The 17,873-nt window shown below is 64.1% G+C and carries 17 protein-coding genes; 4 read left to right on the plus strand and 13 right to left on the minus strand.

What is annotated here, in order from left to right; all coding sequences use genetic code 11:
* Positions 1 to 80 precede the first annotated feature (80 nt).
* Positions 81 to 830, minus strand: a complete 750-nt coding sequence (locus MNQ99_RS18750) for an SDR family NAD(P)-dependent oxidoreductase (protein WP_241915463.1) — start codon at positions 828 to 830, stop codon at positions 81 to 83.
* Positions 831 to 1,034: 204 nt separating this feature from the next.
* Here MNQ99_RS18750 and MNQ99_RS18755 point away from each other — a divergent pair, with 204 nt between their 5' ends.
* A complete protein-coding gene (locus MNQ99_RS18755; protein WP_241915464.1) occupies positions 1,035 to 2,531 on the plus strand; it encodes an aldehyde dehydrogenase family protein in 1,497 nt (498 codons plus the stop codon).
* A 597-nt stretch (positions 2,532 to 3,128) separates the two neighbouring features.
* Here the strand turns inward: MNQ99_RS18755 and MNQ99_RS18760 are convergent.
* From MNQ99_RS18760 to mobC, 3 genes are read right to left on the minus strand one after another with little or no spacing between them, the layout of a single operon-like run.
* Positions 3,129 to 4,361 carry a hypothetical protein gene (locus MNQ99_RS18760; protein WP_241915465.1) on the minus strand — a complete coding sequence of 411 codons (1,233 nt, stop codon included), beginning with the start codon at positions 4,359 to 4,361 and terminating at the stop codon, positions 3,129 to 3,131.
* Positions 4,362 to 4,391: 30 nt separating this feature from the next.
* Positions 4,392 to 6,023: a relaxase/mobilization nuclease domain-containing protein gene (locus MNQ99_RS18765; protein ID WP_241915466.1), complete on the minus strand. Its 1,632-nt coding sequence runs from the start codon at positions 6,021 to 6,023 to the stop codon at positions 4,392 to 4,394.
* Between the two features lie 2 nt (positions 6,024 to 6,025).
* The gene (gene mobC / locus MNQ99_RS18770) at positions 6,026 to 6,415 is read right to left on the minus strand and encodes a plasmid mobilization relaxosome protein MobC (protein WP_241915467.1); all 390 of its coding nucleotides are present in this window, start codon (positions 6,413 to 6,415) and stop codon (positions 6,026 to 6,028) included.
* 567 nt (positions 6,416 to 6,982) lie between these two features.
* On the opposite strand from mobC, the gene MNQ99_RS18775 reads away from it, so the two are divergent.
* Positions 6,983 to 7,306 carry a hypothetical protein gene (locus MNQ99_RS18775; protein WP_241915468.1) on the plus strand — a complete coding sequence of 108 codons (324 nt, stop codon included), beginning with the start codon at positions 6,983 to 6,985 and terminating at the stop codon, positions 7,304 to 7,306.
* Between the two features lie 374 nt (positions 7,307 to 7,680).
* On the opposite strand, the gene MNQ99_RS18780 is transcribed toward MNQ99_RS18775, so the two are convergent.
* From MNQ99_RS18780 to MNQ99_RS18820, 9 genes are all read right to left on the minus strand, one after another.
* Positions 7,681 to 7,833: a hypothetical protein gene (locus MNQ99_RS18780; RefSeq protein WP_241915469.1), complete on the minus strand. Its 153-nt coding sequence runs from the start codon at positions 7,831 to 7,833 to the stop codon at positions 7,681 to 7,683.
* A gap of 692 nt (positions 7,834 to 8,525) precedes the next feature.
* Positions 8,526 to 9,446: an MBL fold metallo-hydrolase gene (locus tag MNQ99_RS18785; protein ID WP_241915470.1), complete on the minus strand. Its 921-nt coding sequence runs from the start codon at positions 9,444 to 9,446 to the stop codon at positions 8,526 to 8,528.
* Entirely contained in the window at positions 9,443 to 10,243 is an 801-nt protein-coding gene (locus tag MNQ99_RS18790) for an IclR family transcriptional regulator (protein ID WP_241915471.1), read from the minus strand. The genes MNQ99_RS18785 and MNQ99_RS18790 overlap by 4 nt, the downstream gene beginning before the upstream one ends.
* Positions 10,244 to 10,299: 56 nt before the next feature.
* On the minus strand, positions 10,300 to 11,037 hold the full coding sequence (locus MNQ99_RS18795) for an SDR family NAD(P)-dependent oxidoreductase (RefSeq protein WP_241915472.1): 738 nt from the start codon (positions 11,035 to 11,037) through the stop codon (positions 10,300 to 10,302).
* 20 nt (positions 11,038 to 11,057) lie between these two features.
* A complete protein-coding gene (locus MNQ99_RS18800) occupies positions 11,058 to 12,434 on the minus strand; it encodes an aldehyde dehydrogenase family protein (RefSeq protein WP_241915473.1) in 1,377 nt (458 codons plus the stop codon).
* 18 nt (positions 12,435 to 12,452) lie between these two features.
* Positions 12,453 to 13,226 carry an ABC transporter ATP-binding protein gene (locus MNQ99_RS18805; protein WP_241915474.1) on the minus strand — a complete coding sequence of 258 codons (774 nt, stop codon included), beginning with the start codon at positions 13,224 to 13,226 and terminating at the stop codon, positions 12,453 to 12,455.
* Positions 13,227 to 13,246: 20 nt separating this feature from the next.
* On the minus strand, positions 13,247 to 14,005 hold the full coding sequence (locus MNQ99_RS18810; RefSeq protein ID WP_241915475.1) for an ABC transporter permease: 759 nt from the start codon (positions 14,003 to 14,005) through the stop codon (positions 13,247 to 13,249).
* Between the two features lie 2 nt (positions 14,006 to 14,007).
* Positions 14,008 to 14,868 carry an ABC transporter permease gene (locus tag MNQ99_RS18815; protein ID WP_241915476.1) on the minus strand — a complete coding sequence of 287 codons (861 nt, stop codon included), beginning with the start codon at positions 14,866 to 14,868 and terminating at the stop codon, positions 14,008 to 14,010.
* Positions 14,865 to 15,839, minus strand: a complete 975-nt coding sequence (locus MNQ99_RS18820; protein ID WP_241915477.1) for an ABC transporter substrate-binding protein — start codon at positions 15,837 to 15,839, stop codon at positions 14,865 to 14,867. The genes MNQ99_RS18815 and MNQ99_RS18820 overlap by 4 nt, the downstream gene beginning before the upstream one ends.
* Positions 15,840 to 16,116: 277 nt before the next feature.
* On the opposite strand from MNQ99_RS18820, the gene MNQ99_RS18825 reads away from it, so the two are divergent.
* Positions 16,117 to 16,977: an SDR family oxidoreductase gene (locus MNQ99_RS18825; RefSeq protein WP_241915478.1), complete on the plus strand. Its 861-nt coding sequence runs from the start codon at positions 16,117 to 16,119 to the stop codon at positions 16,975 to 16,977.
* On the plus strand, positions 16,925 to 17,863 hold the full coding sequence (locus MNQ99_RS18830; RefSeq protein WP_241915479.1) for an alpha/beta hydrolase: 939 nt from the start codon (positions 16,925 to 16,927) through the stop codon (positions 17,861 to 17,863). Before MNQ99_RS18825 ends, MNQ99_RS18830 begins: the two co-directional genes overlap by 53 nt.
* The last annotated feature ends 10 nt before the right edge of the window (positions 17,864 to 17,873 follow it).

Consider the following 17,873-nt stretch of genomic DNA (forward strand, 5'->3'; position numbering starts at 1 on the left):
CGTTTGACTGCAGGCGTCAGAACCGACCGCATCCAGCGCAGTCTGCCCCGACCCTCGCGCAGGCGTTCGCGCCGATGAGCTCAGAGGGCGGTGAACCCGCCGTCGATGGGGAGTTCGACGCCTGTAATGAACGAGGCCTCGTCGGAGGCCAGGAAGAGCACGGCCCTCGCCACCTCGATCGGGTCGCCCATCCGGCCCAGCGGGTACATCCGGCCGAGTTCCTCGACTGACAGCTTCGTCGTCGCGGAGGCGTAGTCGCTCATCGCGGTACGGATATAGCCGGGGTGGATCGAGTTCACACGGACGTTCCAACGGGCATACTCTGCCGCGGCGTCTTTGGTAAGGGTGCGGATCGCTCCCTTACTTGCACCGTACGCAGCATGGTCCGGGGCGCCGATGATGCCGGCCACGGACGAGGCGTTCACCACCGCACCACCGCCACGCCGCGCCATCTCGGGCAGCACGTGCTTGAGCCCGAGGAAGGAACCTGTCACGTTGACTGCGAACATCCGCTCCCACTCAGCAACGGTGCTCTCTGCCAGACTCGCGATGCGGTAGATGCCGGCATTGTTGAACAGCACGTCGACCCCGCCGAAGCGCTGCGCGGCCGAGCCGACGATCTCACGCCACCGCGCCTCATCGGCCACGTCATGGGATTCAAACACGGCGCGGTCGCTCGCGAGCTCAGCTTCGATGCTGCGGCCGCGTTCCGCGTCAACATCGGTGAATACGACGACGGCTCCCTCCTCGAGGAATAGCCGCACCGTGGTCAGCCCGATGCCCGCGGCACCTCCGGTGATAATCGCCACCTTGTCCTGCAGACGTCCCATTTCGCTCTCCTTAGCACTTGTCATAACGGCTTGCGATTCACCAGCATCACAGGCAGCGACGGCGGCGGACGGGCACTGCACCGGATACCGGTGCTTCCTGCACCGTGAGCCAAATGCTGAGAGGGCGGCAACGCAACAATCAGAGGATGAGAATCGACCCTGTTGCCGAATGGACGGCGTCACAGGACTAAGGAGCATTTCGCCATGACCACTACCAATTACCAGACTGCATCCGTCGGCTTCGCCGATCAGATCCCCCCTCGGCTCTTCATTGGCGAGTGGCGCGAGGGCCGATCCGAACGTGAACTGGTCACCCGCGATCCCTTCGACGATCGGCCCATTGCCACGATCCGCCAGGCCTCCGTCGACGACGTGGATGAAGCCTATGCGAGCGCTGCTGCCGCGCAGCCGCAGTGGGCGGCCGCGACGCCACGCGAGCGCACGGCGGTGCTCAAGCGCGCAGGCGAGTACATCGACGCGCACCGCGACGATATCGCAACCCTGATCTCTGCCGAGTCAGGTTCGTCGGCGCTCAAGGCCGCCGTAGAGGTGGGGCTGGTGCTCGACTCCGTGCAGGAGGCGGCGACCTTCCCGTCACGAGTGCACGGCCGGATTTCTCCGTCGAATACCCCGGGCAAGGAGAACCGTGTCTACCGAGAGCCGCTCGGCGTCGTCGGCGTGATCAGCCCGTGGAACTTCCCCTTCATCCTTTCTGCCCGGTCGGTGGCGCCCGCACTCGCGCTCGGCAACGCGGTGGTGCTGAAGCCCGCATCCGACACCCCGCTCAGCGGCGGTTTGCTGCTCGCGAAAATATTCGAAGAAGCGGGCCTCCCCGCCGGGGTGCTGAACGTCGTTATCGGCTCGGGGGCTGAGATCGGGGATCATTTTGTTGAGCACCGCACTCCTTCGCTGATCTCATTCACCGGTTCGACCTCCGTGGGCCAGAACGTGGGCCGCGTCGCAATCGGCGGCAACTACATGAAGCGCGTCGCGCTCGAGCTGGGTGGCAACGCACCGTTCGTCGTGCTCGCCGATGCCGATGTCGATCTCGCAGTGCGCGCAGCGGCGATGGCCAAGTTCCTGCACCAAGGGCAGATCTGCATGTCTGTGAACCGGATCATCGTCGAGGCTCCCGTCTACGACGAGTTCGTGGAGAAGTTCGTGGAACACGTCGCGACAATCAGCTACGGCAATGTCGCCGACCCGAGCACCATCATCGGCCCGATCATCAACGACCAGCAGCTCGACAGCATCGTGGGCAAGATCGACCGAGCCCGCCACGAGGGTGCGCGCCAGGTGCACGCGGGCCCGATCGAGGGCAGAGTGGTGGCACCCCATGTGTTCGCCGATGTGACCGCCGAAATGGAACTCTTCACGGAGGAGATCTTCGGTCCGGTGGTCGGCCTTGTACGGGCAGAGAACCAGGAGCACGCCCTGGAACTCGCGAACGACACCAACTACGGCCTCTCCAGCGCGGTCTTCACGAGGAACATCGAGCGGGGTGTCACCTTTGCCCGCGGCATCAAAGCCGGTATGACCCACATCAACGACATCACCGTGAATGACGAGGCACACGTGATGTTCGGGGGCGAGAAAAACTCCGGCCTGGGCCGCTTCAACGGCGACTGGGCGATCGAAGAGTTCACCACGGATCACTGGATCGGAGTTCAGTCCGCACCAGTGAATGCCTTCCCCTTCTAGATGTACCTGTGCTTGCATTCGCGGCGCCTCGATCCTTGGTCGGTAGGTTGCGCGTATGAAGCTTGTCTGAATCGCGGCTCCGAAGACGACGGTCGTCGATACGAACCAGATCCAGATCGGCTCGCGGACCGTGTCGCGGATCACGGCCGCCGCCCAGGTCGTCGGACCGCCCCTCCCCAGGAGCACACCCCACGACCAACCGGGCAGGCAAAAGTCGACGTGCACGCCGCGAACCTCCTAATCTCCGGCATGCTCCATTGCGGACAGCAAAGCTGAAACGAGCGACCGAGGAGGATGGCTCCGCAGACCTGGCTTAACTTCTTGAGCGGGCTAATGTGACGCATTAGTCTTTAGCAGCTCACGCCACCCGGCGACGAGCCCAAGGTTCTATCGGGAGATCTCCCAGGAAGGAAACGGCCGGCAGCCGCTGCCGGGAACTGCTGCGTCCGCTGGTCTTAGCCCGGCGCCGCTGTCGGAGCCGCCGCAGCGGCGCTCAGTATCGCGATCGACGTCGAGGACCCAGCCACCCTTCTTGCGGGGTTGATAATGATCGCCGGGCATCGCTGATTCAGTCCGACGAGGGGAGCAAGATTTGTCCTATCGTGAGGGAGCGCTCCTAGCCCGCTCCGCACCTATAGCTTCCCCTGTACGGGTCTTTTTTGCCTTGGCTGCGCCTTTGCCCATGGTGACGGCTGCGCTGGGATGGGTGCCCTCGCCGCGCTCTGCCGCTGCGCGGCCCCGGATCTGATTTGCATTGGCTCCGGTTGTTGCCAGGGAGGCGGCGAAAGCTTCCTGACGCTCCGCTGAACCATACCCGGCGGAGGAAGCGGTTTCTGCTCGGAGGCCTTGGTCTTTGAGCCGGCTGCTGTCGTTGCCGGTGACGCGGTTCTCGAAGTTGCGGCCGACGCCTTCGAGGCGGGTGAAGAGTTCCTTCTCGACTCTCTCGTAGCGCTGTTCCATTGACGCGGACTGGGAACCGGTGAAGCCGCCCTCAGCCAGGAGCCTGGTTTCGCGCATCTCCTTAACGACTTTGACGAACGCGGGATCCTTGAAGTGTGAGTCGTCGGCACCGTTGATAGTGGCGGTGGTTTCTTTGCGCAGTTGGTCAATGTCGGGTCCATTGACCCCGTCCTTGCGGATGAGGAACAGGCGTTCCTTGATCTCGGCATCGGCCGCTGCAACGGCGTTGGGGGTTTTCGCGCTGTGCGCCCGCTCCAAGGCCTGGGCGAGCTCGGGGTTGGCCAGGTACTCGACGGGTACCTGATGGCGTTCCATTTCCGCGGCCAGTTTCTCTGCCTGGGCGCGGAGTTCTTCGGCACGGGCCGCTGCGAGCAGCGCCATGGCCTTCTCGTGTTCGGCGGCCGCCTTGCGCGTCTCGTCCTGGCTGGCTGCCAGCGCGTCCTGCCGCGCCTTTTCCGTGGTGATGGTTTGGATATATGACTCCAGATAGGCGGCATCCGCACTGACGTCGTGGGTGTCAACGGCGTAGCGCGTCAGGACTTCCTCACGGATTCTTTCCGAGGCTGCCAAGGCGGCGGGGTCATGGTCTTTCCAGCCCTCCGCGACAGCATGCGCGACGGCGATGTCATTGGGCTGCGCTTTGTCCCACCACTGGTCTTTCTCCACTGGCGCCAGTGCCGCGCGTGCGGCACTGCGCTCGGCCGCGAGGCGTGTCCCGGCGTCATATAGTGCCTGGTCGTCCCGGTGTTCCTGCTGCCGTAAGGATTCCTGCCGGCGGCGGGCAAGTGTTTCGGCAAGGCGTGATGCCATCAGCAGCGTCTGCCGCATGCCGTTGTCCAGGACATCATCCATTCCGTCGGATTCACTCATGGCGTTCCCCTTATCCCTTGGCGTGGTTCTTTATCGGTCGAGCACGGGTCCGGACTCGCGCCCGGTGTGTTGGCGGGTTCTGGCTGCTGTGGGAGTGGTCGGCACGGCCAACCCTGGACGGGTGGGAGCCAGGCCGCGAAGGCCAAGCTCCACCCACTTCGGCACAGGCCTCTGCCCGGGTGCTGCCTGCTCCGGTGAGCCGGCCGGGACAGGTCGGGGCATGGACGCTGCGAACGGTTTCAACTGCTCGGTGACGATGGCACGGATCCGCTGCGCTTCCCTCGTTCGCCCGGACTGTTGGTGCATTTCGTGGATGGCGAAGGCCGTGTTGACCAGCTGCAGCATGAGCGCTGATTGGGCAGCCGTTTTGTTCTTGCCCGATGCCGCCATGAACAGCATCGCCGTCCCGGCAATGGACGGCAGGGGGACGGGTTTTCCGTGTGCCTTGGGTGCGCGGAGCTGGGCTGTGCGGGACAGTTCAGCCGCGGTGGCCGCCAGCGGTCCGGGCGTTGGTTCCAGTTGGTGCGACCATGCCGCGAATGCACCGGATACTTCCCGTGCAGCTTTCGCCCACGTGGCGTGATCATCATGCGGCAGTGCCCGCAGCTGCTGGACCAGTTGCGTTGCGTTGCGGGTGTACTCCACCCACATTTCTGCCGGAGGCATTGTCTTCTCGGGGCCGGTCCTGGACACCTTGCGCTTATTGCGTGCAGCTGCGTTCCATTCGGCTGCAGCTTCCATCGCCAACTGTGGCGAGTCCCTCCATCCTTCCCGCAGGGCGGTGAGCTTGAGGTCGGAGGCGAGGGTGCCGCCACCGAACCAAATAGGCCGCTCCCCCGGTCTGGGCCGCTCGGCTACGGAGTACCCAACAATGACGTCCGTGGTGTTCTTCGCGTAGCGCGGCCGGACCAGTAATCCGGTGTCGCGGGCGCGGCGGACGAACTCCGCCTCGGATACTGACGCGCCCGCGCTGGCACGCACCTTCCGTGCCAGCGACCACCGGTGCATTTCACGGTCATCCCTGACCGCAGTGGCCTTCTCCGCACGATCGTAACCACGCGCGGCGTGCACCGTGGAGAGCTGTTCCAACCCGTACTTGACCTCCAGCTCCCGGCAGGTCTGCTGAGCCCGCTTGTAGTCACCATGCGTGGATGCCTTGGTGCCGTCCTCACGGACCAGGGACACCGCGATATGGATGTGGTGGTTGCCGTTCTCGCTGGTTCCGTGGTTAATCGCAGCCCACCGGCAGCGAGCCTTGCCGCTGGCCTCGGTGAAACCCATCGAGTCCACGAAGTCGTTCGCGATATCACCCCACTGCTGGTCGGTCAGCGCGCCTTCCTCTGCGCGCAGGCTCAGCGAACAATGCCACACGCTCGCGTCCTTGTAACCGACGTGGACGCGCTCCTTCCTGGCCGCACCCCACTGCATGTCCTTGATCTGAACCGAAACTCCGAACGCCTTGCGCGGCCGGTCCAGATGCTTGGCAATCGCCAGGGCATCGTCACGGTCCAGTACGCCGTTGTCGTACCAGGCCATGATGGCCGCATCCCCGGCCACCAGGTGCGGCTCGGTGTGTGCGTTCTTCGTCTTGTCGGTGTCCGTGGAGGCGAGGTAGACCATGAGGCCGGCCATCCGCAAACCGCGGGTGATGTTCGGGATCATCCCTACATCAGCCCGTCAATGGCGCCGTCAATCCGCATCGCCACTTTGCGGACGTGCTTGAGCGCTTCACGGGCTTCAGCGGGGAACTCGCCGGTGGCGTTTGCCTGCCGCGCAAGCTGGTTGATGTTGTTCGAGGACCGGGCCAGCAGGTTATGCAGAGACATCAACTCCGCGGCAATGGCCCGGCGCTCGGTCGGTGAATCGGAATGCTCCGACAGCGCTGCGGAAACCAGCAGGTTGGGCACCGTCACCCGCTCCCTGGCCGCACGCGCGATGAGAGAGGCTTCCTCTTCTGCCGTGACCCAGACGTCGCGGCGCTTCTTTGTCCCAGCCGGCGCGTTTGCGCGGCGCCGGCGCGAGAGCCGGGAGCGGGAGGAATTCTCTTCGTTCACCCATCTCCCCTTCCCATCAACAGCCCAGCGCAGCGACCCCGGCACGGGGACCACACTCACCAGTGTGCCCGAGAGACAACTCTTTGTCGAAAGGATTCACCACTTACACGGGTGTAAGTGTATAGCTTGCTCCGCAAGCGTAACGCCGACTGCGGAGCAAGCTACTTTGTGCGGGGGCTTGACCCTAAAGCATCAAAGGTGCGCTGTCGCGCTCGAATCTCTGACGGCTTTGCCGTTCTGTGTCGGCGGTGGAGTGTACTGTCCTCCCTTCTCTCGGCAAGTCTCCACCGGCGGCTTTCGCGGCATATCCTCCGCTCGCTGCGCTCCCTCCGGTATTCCACGGACCACCGGCTCCGACTGGCCGATTCACTTCGCGGCCATGTATTCGAAAGCGTGCCGAAAAGAACGGGGTAGGGAAAACACATCAGGAAGCACTCACCACAGAGCGAACCGCATCTAAGCGCCGGGACGCGCAGTCAACCCATCTTGGCCACGAAACCCGATGTAAAGATGACGCACCGGGCTAACCTTCGAGACTCTGTCGGCGCCACGACCTAACGTATAACCATGGCGATCATCAGCATTGAAAGCACCCAGGAAAGAGCGCGGCAACTACTCAACTCCCGGATCGAATCCGTTACCGCCCTCGTCCAGGCACGGCAGCGGATCGCCGACCTGAAAGAACAGTTGGCCGAAGCCGAACGCGAGGACAAGCGGGCCTACGTCCGCGCCACGCGGGACGGCTGGAGCGAAGAAGAACTCAAAAAGCTCGGCCTGGAAAACGCAGCAGCCAAACGCCGCAAGCGTCCCTCAGCTCGGCCCGAGAAACCGTCGCAGGCTCCTACCAACGACACACAAGGGGAAAGCCCACTGGCCGACTCTCGCTCGTAGCGATAAACGACCAGAGGCGGTGTGCCCGACCTTCGTCCGGCACACCGCCTCTGGTTTTCAGATGGCTACTGCAATTTTCAGTTGCCGTCAACGGTCGCAGCCGTTCCTCTGCACGTTCCGATCGGCCGGCCGGGTCCGGGTCGCGGGGCGGGCGACGGCCGGGGATGACTTCCCGGAGCCGGGCCGGCTGGGGAAGCTGGCGGCATTAAGCCTCCTCATCTCCGCCAGTCTTGGGTCTGTGGCTTTACTGCCTCTTCCTCGTTCGTTGCGGCGGCTTTTGCCGGCTCGAGGGACGCCTTCAATTTGTCATCGAGCTCAACGCAAGTCGCTCTCGCCTGATTGAGCTTGTCCTCGTACTTGAACGGTTTCCCTTCCTAGCTCTCGAAGTCGGCCAGCACCGCTTTTTTCTCGTCAATCGCCTGGCGCAGCCGCGACTCGAAATCAGCGAGGCCGGCTACTTTGTTTTCCAGTCGGGTGATGATGCCGATAATGCCATTACAGGCGATGCTTCGGACTGCCCAGACCATCACGGGTGAGTTCGACGCCGTGGGAATCGGTTGCAGGATCGCGATCCTCGGTCTGGCATCGAGGTCGACGGAGGACGATTTCCTCCAAGTGCTTTACAAGAGCACGACCGTGTGGGCTGGGGGGATCTCACGATGATGCGCACGCTGCTCGCGGCGATCGACTCGGGCATGCTCGACCCGAGCTCGATGTTTCCGAGACCATCGAGCTCAGCGCGATCGCCGACGTGCTCTCTGCAATCGCGGCGGACCGAAGCGACGTGATCAAGTACCTCGTCACTGTTCCCTGAGCGCAATGCTGTGCCACTCGCCCGGCTTCATACCGTAGACCGGAACTCCTGAGAGGAGTGCGAGGGTGCTGAATCCCCAGCTCGCGGCGATGTCGGAGACAGAGGCGCCGCTGAGTGGGGGGATCGCAGAGGTCGGCACGGGTGCCGACCAGCGGCTCAGCGAGAATCCGAGTGGAGATTATCTCGCCCCGCTTCTCGAACAGCATGTGGAGGTTGCGCGGGGTCACGGGTACCGCTCTGCCACCACGACAGGGGGATAGCTCGGGGTTCGCGACTCGGTCGTGGATCACCGCGATCGCTCGTTCGTAAAGGTCGTCGGCGTGCGTCCGGGAGTGTTTGGAGCCGCCAGCGCGCGGTCGGTGGTGGCTGTGCCGTGACGTGAGCCACCCGCTCGGTGGGCTGGATTCAGCGGCCTCCGGATGAGGACCCGCTCATGGCTATCGATTGCAGTTCCGTGCGTGGTGTCGTGCGAGACGCGTTTATCTCGAACGTCAGCAGGTCCCGGCCGATGGACAGTGGTCCTTCGTAGGTCTTGCGCACCTCTTCCTCCCATATCTCGTCGGTCACCGATTTCGTTCCGGGAGCGAGGTGGGTGAGGGCAAGATGCTGCACTCCAGCTAGACTCGCGACTGTGCCCACGTCGGCCGCAGTCGTGTGGTTGCTCAGCATGTGGTCCATGAATCGCGGAGCGTTCGTCCCACTGTTCATCAGGCTGAGAGACTGTGCGTGGATCGCCTCGTGCACCAGTAGGTCGCAGCCGTTGGCCAGGTCGATGAGCGCCGGACAGTAGGCCGTGTCGCCAGAGAAGACGACGCTTCCCTCGTCGGAGTCGAATCGGAAGGCCAGTGCCGGTGTGAGCGGCTTGTGGTCAACCAGGGTCGCCGTGACCCGGACGTTCGTGTCTTCGTAGACTTGGAAGATCCCCGCCTGCTCATGGATGTCTGTCACCTCGACGTTCTGGCGGATGTCGGCGCGCCCGGTCGTTGCGATGCGCGCCTCGATCTCAGTGCGGAACGCCTCAAAGCTCAGCTCGACGAAGCTCTTGGTCGGCGCTGGTCCGACGACCTGCATCGCATCCTTACGTCCGTCGGTCCAGGCGAGTACCGGGAAGGACCCAAGACTCGCCGTATGGTCGACGTGGTGGTGCGTCACGAAGATCGCCTTCACGTCCTGCGCACGATGCCCGGCCAGCGCGAGCTGACGGGCCGCGCCGTCACCGCAGTCGATCACATAGATGTCGGACCCTATGATGACGGCGTTCGCAGGAGCGGCACGGTCGGGGTTGGGCCGAGGGCCGCCGTTCGTTCCCAGCAGTATGACTTTCATTGGGTCTCCGTCTCTGAAGTTGTCTTCGTGGTGGCTTCGCTCGGGAAGCCGGGTTCGTCGCGGAAGACCCAGACGGATTCCGCGAGCTGGGCTTCGATCTCTTGTTTGCTCCGCATGAGGATGCGCCCGGCTGCTTCGGGCGTGGGGTCGTCGCTGTGGACGCCGGTCCGTTGCAGGGAGATCGCTCCGAAGCACTGACCCGACGTGTCGCGGATCGGCACCGCAAGTTCGATCACGTTGTGCTTCGGCGACCGCATGACCAGTCCCTGCAGCCGTGCCTCGTCGAGGTTCCTGCGGAGCTGTGATCGGTTGACCTGCGGCACGCGCGGGTCGTTCAGCGCGCGCTCCAGGCGACCGTTGTCGGCGAACGACAGGATCGCTTCACCTGGCGCGGTCGATGCCATGTCGAGCTGGAGGCCCTGTAGATTCTCCGCCGCGAAGTGGCGCTTGTCGCTGATCGAACGCAGCACGCGCAGGAACGGGTCTACCGCGACGTGCAGGTGCGTGGTCGCGCGGCACGATACCGCGAGGCGCTCCATCACGGGATCGGCGACGCGCAGCAGCTCGCCGTACGAGGCCCGTGAGACGACCATGTCGCGCAGGTAGTGGCCGGCAACGTAGCTACGGCTGCCCGTCCGCTCGACGAAGCCCTCGTCGATGAGTTCCATCAGCAGCCGTCTGGTGGTGCTCGTCGGCACTTCGATGCGTCGCGCGATCTCAGTCAGCGACATGGTTCCCTCCTGCTGGAGCAGGATTGGGATGGCCAGCGCCCGGTCGACGGACTGAAGCGTCTGCACGCCGGGCCTCTGCACCCTAGTCGCGGTCCTCGCCGGTGCCGTGTCGGACTCGATCGTCATTGCGCGGTGTACCCGCCGTCGACGCTGAACACACTACCTGTCGTGAACGCCGCATTCTCCGTGGACAGGAACAGTGCCATCGCTGCAACCTCCTCGGGACGTCCCAACCTGCCGAGAGGATGCTTGTCGAGCACTTCCTGCATGTCGTCGACACCCGTCGAGATCTGCAGGAAGGGCGTATCGATGAACGCCGGGGCAATGGCGTTCACGCGCACTCCGGAGTCTGCGTAATCGAGCGCGGCCGACTTCACAAGGCCGACGACGCCGTGCTTAGCGGCCGTGTAGGCGGACGTGTGACGGGAAGAGATCAGCCCCAAAGTTGATGCCATCGCGACGAACGAACCACGGGTGTCAGCCAGGTGCGGCAGAGCGGAGCGCATCGCGTAGAACGTGCCGTTGAGGTTGACGTTGATGATTTGCTGCCAGCGAGAGAGCTGGTATTCGCCGACCGAGACCCTGTCGCCTTTGATCCCGGCGCAGTGAACGACGGCGTGGATCGGCCCGACCTCGCGCACGATCGTCGCGAAGACCTCGTCGACCATGCTCGGATCGCTGACATCCATGTGGGCTTGGAGCTCCCCCGTGGGAGCGCTCGTTCCGTTCGGGAACTGCAGGTCTGCCGCGACGACATCCCAGTCACCTGCTACTAGGAACTTCTCGACGCACGCGCGCCCGATCCCGGAACCGCCCCCCGTGACGACGACGACTTTGCGATTCGCGTTGACGTTTTCCATCTCTGTCTCCTCCTGGTCTGTCACAGCGCCACATTCACGGTGCGGGTCTGCAGATACTCGTTTAGACCCCACGCGCCTCGCTCTCGGCCAAGCCCGCTCTCCTTCCAGCCGCCGAACGGTGCATCCAGTTCCACGACCGTGTGCTGGTTGATCCACACGGTTCCGGCATTGATGCGCTCGGCAATGGCGTAGGCCGCGTCGAGATCGGCGCTCCAGATTGACGAGCCGAGGCCGAACGGACCGGCATTGGCAAGTTCGATCGCGGTGTCGATGCCGTCGAAGGCGACGACGGGAAGGACGGGGCCGAACTGCTCCTCGACCACGAGGCGGGCCGCGGGATCGATGTCGGTGACCACGGTTGGGGCCACGAAGTGGCCCGGCAGGTCGCTCCCCTTGTCCCCCCCGGTCACGATGCGGGCACCGGAGCGCACAGCGTCGTCGATGAGATCAATAACGAAATCGCGCTGCTTGGCGGTGTGCACGGGTCCGATGTCCGTGCCTTGCGCGACGCCGTGCCCGACCTGAAGGGCGCTCACGACTCCAGCGAGCGCGTCGGTGAACTCGCTCTCGACGCTCCGGTCGACGAATACCCGCTTGATCGAGATGCAGGTTTGGCCTGCGTTGCGGAACGCGGATGCTGCGATGCGGCGTGCGGCCTCGGGGATGTCCACGTCTGCCGTGACGATCGCAGGATCATTGCCGCCCAGTTCGAGCGTGACGCGCTGCATGCGGTCCGCCGCACGGCGCATGATCGCCTGTCCGGTCGGGCCGGAACCGGTGACGGACACTTTGGCGACGCCAGGGTGACTGGCGAGCCCACGGGTGGCACCAGCATTGGAGGTGACACACTGCAGGACCCCTTCGGGAAGCACCTCGTTCATGAGGTCGACGAGCGCAACCGTGCACAGCGCCGTGGTCGCGGCCGGCTTGGCGATGACGGTGTTTCCAGCGATGAGCGCGGGAGCGACCTTCGGGGCTAAGAGGGACAGAGGGTAGTTCCATGGCGTGACAGCCGCGACAACACCGTAGGGGCGCAGCTGCACCGTCACCTGCCGGTTGTCGCGGTCTGGAAGGCGCAGGTCGGACCATTCGAAGTTCGCGTAGTACTCGAAGATCGCGGCTGTCATGGCCACTTCAACGTTCGCCAGCTTCAGGTCCTTGCCTTGCTCCAGCGACACTAGGCGTGCGAGGCGGTCCGCGTCGGCACGAATGCGGTGCACGACCTCGCGCAGCGCTACGCGGCGGGTGTCCAGGTCAGCCGCCCACGACAGCTGCGCTTCGGTGGCAAGCTCGACAGCGCGGTCGACATCGGACGCGGTGAGGTTTGGGACCTCGCCGATCGGGTCGAGTAGTGCTGGGTCGTATGCCTGGTATGTCGTCAAAGTGCTGCTGAGCATCGTCAGTCCTTTCGTGGGTCAGTGCGCGATCATGCCGAGGACACGGCCGCGCAGCTCTGAGAACCGGTGGTCGTCCTTCGTGTCGATCTGGTTGCGCTCTTGGCCGAAGGGGATGGACACCAGGTCCACCACGGTTGTCGGTGCCTTGGACAGGACGACGACCTGATCGGCGAGGTACACGGCCTCATCGATGTCGTGGGTGACCAGGAGGATGGTGATGTCGAACCGCGCGCGCAGCGAGAGCACGAGGTCTTCCAGCTCCATGCGGGTCTGGGCGTCGACCGCGGCGAAGGGCTCGTCCATCAGGAGCACTTCGGGCTTGTACGCGAGGCCTCGGGCGATCGCGACACGCTGCTGCATGCCTCCTGAAAGCTGCCACGGATACTTTCGCTCGGCACCGGCAAGGCCGACCGCTTCGAGAGTTTCGCGCGCTGTCGCCAGCGCGTCGCGCTTCTTCATGCCGCGCGCGATGAGCGGCTGTGCAACGTTCGCCTCGACCCGCATCCACGGCAGGAGTGACGACTGGTAGTCCTGGAACACCATCGCCAGTGTGGGCGGAGGTGAGGTGACGACGACGTCGTCGACGACGACCCTGCCCGATGTGGTGTTGAGGAGTCCGGCGATGCACTTCAGCAAAGTGGTCTTGCCAGCGCCCGATGGGCCTACCACACACATGATCTGGCCGTGGCGGACGGTAAGCGAGACATCATCGATCGCGGTGAACGAGGTGCCCTTGCTTCCGTAGACCTTTCGTACGTTCTCGACTTCGAGAACGATGCGTCCATTTGCCATGATAGTTCCGTTCTCGTGGGTTACTTGGCTGACTTGATGTGCCAGTGCAGGAGGCGAGATTCGATCGCCGAGAAGATCGCGATCAGCGCGACGCCGATGATGGCGAGCAGGAGCATGCCAGCCCACATCTCGGGAATCGCGAACGTACGCTGCGACTGTAGGAGGAAGAAGCCGATGCCCTGTGTCGAAGCGACCATCTCGCTGACGACCATGAGCAGGAGACCGATCGCAAGGCTCGTGCGGAAGCCGGCCAGGATCTGCGGGCTCGCGGCGGGCAGCCACACCTGGAACAGTCGCATCCCTACGGGGAGACGGTACACCTCGGTCATCGCACGCATAGTCGAGTTTAGGGACCGGATCCCGTCGATCGTGTTCAGCAGCACCGGGAACATGACGCCGAAGGCGATGAGGCCGACCTTCATCTCATACCCGACACCCAGGAGTAGGATCGCGAACGGCAGGATCGCGGGCGGCGGCATTGCACGCCCGAAGTCGAGGATCGGCTGAAGCAAGTAGTCGAGGGTTTTGGACAGTCCCAGGATGAGCCCGAGCGCGAGACCGGCGAACACACCGATCAGCAGGCCCAGGCCGAGGTTCGCAAGGCTCGGCAGCACGTGCCGGACCAGTCCCTCGCCGAGGTACCCGCTCTGGAACGCCTCCCAGATGCGTGCGGGCGTGGGGAAGAACATTGCGGGGTTCGCTGTGGTCCAGACGGCCCATGCCACGAAGATGGACACCGGGAGTAGGAGCTGCCAGCCGGTCTTGGCTATGACTCTCATGATCAACCCTCCTTGGGGCGGTGCGAGTGATCCCAGAACAGGACCTTGCCCTCCACGAACTGGAACACGGAGTTCACGATCAGTCCGACGATTCCGACTGCCAGGATCAACGCGTACATGCCGGTCTCATTGTTGTTGTTCTGCGCCGCGAGGATGTCCCCACCGAGGCCCGGTACCCCGCCGACCATCTCTGCGACGATGGCGGCGATGAGTGCGATCGTCGCGGAGATGCGGAATCCGGTGGCGATGTAAGGCGATGCCGACATGATCCGGATCTTGAACAGCTGGAACCGCGTCAGCCGGTATGACCGGGTCATCTCGACGGTGACGGCGTTCATGGCCTGCGAACCGGCGATGGTCTGCACCAAAAGCGGCCATACCGCTCCGTAGGTCACGAGGAACACCTTCAGTTGCTGGTTGACGCCGAGCAGCAGGATCGCCAGCGGGATCAGGATGACCGGTGGGATGGGCCGGAGCAGTTCGATCGTGATGCGGAAGAAGTCGTGGATCAGCTTGCTCGAGCCGCAGAGTACGCCCAGGATCAGGCCGATGACGGCGGCGATCAGCAGCCCGGCGAGCCAGCCCTGCAGCGTCAGCGATACTGAGTTCCAGAACGCCGTCTGCGAAACCTGGGCCATCAGGGTCGAGAGGACATCCGAGGCGGGCGGGAAGTACGTGCTGGGCAGCACGTTCGTACGGCTCAGCACCTCCCACCCGACCAGGATGCCGATGACACCCCCGATGCCCAGCAACGGCTTGCGGCTCGACCAGAGTCGGACCGGAGTCCGGTTGCTCTCAGGCTCCGAACGTGGGATGGTCGGATGCGCCACTTCGGTGGGGCGCTCCGTCTGCAAGTTCGTCATTCAAAGAAACCCTCGACGGACTCCACAGAGCCGATGACCCCGAACTCGACCATGTTATCGACGAGCTCTTCCAGCACTTCGCTCGAGGCTTCAGAAGCGTCGCGCATCATGAACATGTCCTCGGGCTTGAGCGCACCGTCGGAGAGCTTCGCCGACTGCTCCTTGAGCAGTTCAGGGTTGGCGTTGGTGTACTCGACCGACTTCGCCCAGGCACGTTTGAAGCCGTCGAGGTCGTCCGCGCGCTCCGTCGTCGCAGCCTCGCTGGCGAAGAAGATGCCGAACGGGGTACCGTCCGGCTGGCCCTCCGCGCACGCGTCACCGATCTTGGTCAAGCCTGCGGCCACTGCCGCACTGCCGAACGGCTCGAACAGGATGCCGGCATCCACCTGGTCCTGTTCGATCGCGGCGAGGGTCTGCGGCGGGGGCAGCTCGAGCGGTGAGGCGGCGTCAGTGGACAGTCCGTTCGCCTTGAGCGCGGCTTGGAGACAGACATCCAACCCGCCCTTGACCGCGTTGATGCCCACGGTCTTGCCAGCGAGGTCCTTGAAGCTCTTGATGCTCGGGTCGTCCGTGACGACGGACGCGGTGTATGGAGCGCCGTCGTGCACGACCGACGACGCGGAAACGTACTTGAGCGGGGCACCCTGGCTGGCGGCAGTGAGGATCGCCACCGGAGACGCGTTACCGACGAGGTAGCTGCCCTGCATGACACCGGTGACGATGGACGAGCCGACGTTGGCCAGCTGCAGGTCAAGTTCAAGGCCTTCATCTTCGAAGTAGCCCTGCTCGTCACCCAGCTGGAGCACCGCGACGCTCTGTCCCGGGAGTATGGCGACCGACATAGTGGTGAGCTCCCCGCCCGCGGGGCTGTCCTCGGACACCGCAGGCGTGCTGGTTGCTGCACAACCGGTCAAGGCGAGCACGCTGAGGCTCGCCAGTGCCACCATGGGCTTGAGATAACGACCAGTCATTGAAGTCTCCTTTTTGATTTTGCGTGCCTTAGTACCGCGCCAGCCTTTCTGTGCGCCTCTGCGATGCACTCCAGCATCAGCGCGCTCCCGACCAAACACAAACCTTTTCCGCTAGGCGGCAAACTAACACTTGGTGGGAGCGAGTTGCGTTGCGTTGAGCGACGTTTCTGTCATATAGCGGAAATCGGTTGCGCTGGGTCCTGTTGTCCGGCAACAGTGGAGCATCGTTCGGGATCCATGATTCCCTCACCGAAATGGACAAGGATGTGAGTATTCCGTGAGTGACGACATCAGCAAGGACCTATCAGGTCGCACGTTCGCAGTGACCGGCGCCGCGTCAGGCATCGGCCTGGCCGTGGCTGAGCGGCTGCACCGCGAGGGCGCGGAGGTGGTGGCCATCGACCGCAACACCGCGGCCGGGCCGTGGACCGCGAGCATCACCGCCGACTTCACCGACCAAGCGGGGTTCGAACACGTTGCGGCGCAGCTGCCGGATCGACTCGACGGGCTGTTCAATGTCGCAGGAGTCCCCGGCACCGCGCCGGTCCAGACCCAGCTTTTGGTGAACGTCACCGCCTATCGGCGGATGGCAGATGTCTGCGTGCCCCGGATCGATCGCGGCGGCTTCATTACGAACATCGCTTCACTCGCCGGCTCGGGCTGGCGAAACCGCGCTGAGGGCGTCGTCGGCTTCCTCGATCTTGACACCGATGACCAGCTGGCATGGATTGCAGAGCAGGGAATCGAAGGCGCGGCAGCATACCCCTTTACGAAGGAGTGCGTGATCGTGCTTACCCAGCTCATGTCCGTCGAGCTGATCGCCCGCGGCATTCGAGTCAACAGCATCAGCCCCGGTCCCGTCACAACCCCCATTCTCGAAGACTTCCGTCAGACCATCGGCGACACAGTGATCGACGAGGCGCGCGCCGTGGTCGGGCGCCTCGCGACTCCGGTCGACATCGCTGCTGTGGCAGCGCTAATGGCCCGACCGGACATAGCGTGGATGAACGGCATCGACATTCCGGTCGACGGTGGACTCGGCGCTTACCGCTTTGCACGCGCCGCAGGGAAAGGAGAAGTGAACCATGGCGAGAGAGCTGCTACATTCAGTGGCGCCGAGCGTGGCTTCGCTGGCTGAACAGCTGCTAAGCATCCGTCCCCGCGAAGAGGCCGTGACGCTTGACGGCATCCGCGCCAACACGCCGAATCTGCGAGCCCTCATGGGTTCGTATCGCGGACAGGTGACCGAGCGGGATATCGTCATTGCACTGCGCGACGGCGAAGCCCTCAGCGGTCGACTGTTTACGCCCGCCGGCGCCGATGCCGACACCCTCGTGGTGTATGCGCACGGAGGCGGTTGGGTCTACGGAGACACCGAATTCGTGGCGGATGTGGCGGCATACATGGCGCTGTCGACGCAGGCCCGTGTGCTGTCCATCAGCTACCGGCTCGCACCGGAGCACCACTCCCCTGCCGCGGAGGTCGACGTCGTGGCGCAGCTGCGCGCCATCGCCGCCGAACCCGGGCGCGTGGCCCCATCCGCGCGTCGGATCGTCGTCGTCGGCGACAGCGCCGGCGGCTACCTCGCGTTGCGAGCCATGCTTCAGCTTTCTTCTCAAGAGCGACGGACGGTCGAGGGGCTCGTGCTCATCTACCCCGCGGTGAACCCGCCGAACGACGCGACACGTCCCACGACGCCCGACGGGATCACCTTGACGGCAAACCGCGTAGAGATGTTCTGGAACCTCTACCAGCCCAACCCGTCCGCGCGGGCTTCGGCGACCGATGCGGAAGGTACGCGGTCGTCTCTTGCGAGCCTGCCGCCGACCTCCGTAGTGACCGTCGAGTTGGACCCGCTCCGCGAGGAGGGCCAGGAGCTTGCGGCCCAGCTGTCGGAGATCGGTGTGCTCAAGGACGTCGTGAACCTCCGCGGACAGCTGCACGGACTGTTGTGGATGCGCGGCCTGACCGATGAGGCGGATCAGATCTTCGACGTCATCCGCACGCACATCCACGATCAGTGAAACAACTTCT

The organism is Arthrobacter sulfonylureivorans (assembly GCF_022637435.1).
Taxonomy (GTDB): domain Bacteria; phylum Actinomycetota; class Actinomycetes; order Actinomycetales; family Micrococcaceae; genus Crystallibacter; species Crystallibacter sulfonylureivorans.

Coding starts and splice junctions, on each gene's coding strand:
- MNQ99_RS18755 (WP_241915464.1), top strand. CDS start 1,035: ATGACCACTACCAATTACCAGACTGCATCCGTCGGCTTCGCCGATCAG.
- MNQ99_RS18765 (WP_241915466.1), bottom strand. CDS start 6,023: ATGATCCCGAACATCACCCGCGGTTTGCGGATGGCCGGCCTCATGGTC.
- MNQ99_RS18750 (WP_241915463.1), bottom strand. CDS start 830: ATGGGACGTCTGCAGGACAAGGTGGCGATTATCACCGGAGGTGCCGCG.
- MNQ99_RS18780 (WP_241915469.1), bottom strand. CDS start 7,833: ATGGTCTGGGCAGTCCGAAGCATCGCCTGTAATGGCATTATCGGCATC.
- MNQ99_RS18810 (WP_241915475.1), bottom strand. CDS start 14,005: ATGAGAGTCATAGCCAAGACCGGCTGGCAGCTCCTACTCCCGGTGTCC.
- MNQ99_RS18785 (WP_241915470.1), bottom strand. CDS start 9,446: ATGAAAGTCATACTGCTGGGAACGAACGGCGGCCCTCGGCCCAACCCC.
- MNQ99_RS18775 (WP_241915468.1), top strand. CDS start 6,983: ATGGCGATCATCAGCATTGAAAGCACCCAGGAAAGAGCGCGGCAACTA.
- MNQ99_RS18760 (WP_241915465.1), bottom strand. CDS start 4,361: ATGAGTGAATCCGACGGAATGGATGATGTCCTGGACAACGGCATGCGG.
- MNQ99_RS18795 (WP_241915472.1), bottom strand. CDS start 11,037: ATGGAAAACGTCAACGCGAATCGCAAAGTCGTCGTCGTCACGGGGGGC.
- MNQ99_RS18800 (WP_241915473.1), bottom strand. CDS start 12,434: ATGCTCAGCAGCACTTTGACGACATACCAGGCATACGACCCAGCACTA.
- MNQ99_RS18805 (WP_241915474.1), bottom strand. CDS start 13,226: ATGGCAAATGGACGCATCGTTCTCGAAGTCGAGAACGTACGAAAGGTC.
- MNQ99_RS18815 (WP_241915476.1), bottom strand. CDS start 14,868: ATGACGAACTTGCAGACGGAGCGCCCCACCGAAGTGGCGCATCCGACC.
- MNQ99_RS18820 (WP_241915477.1), bottom strand. CDS start 15,839: ATGACTGGTCGTTATCTCAAGCCCATGGTGGCACTGGCGAGCCTCAGC.
- MNQ99_RS18830 (WP_241915479.1), top strand. CDS start 16,925: ATGGCGAGAGAGCTGCTACATTCAGTGGCGCCGAGCGTGGCTTCGCTG.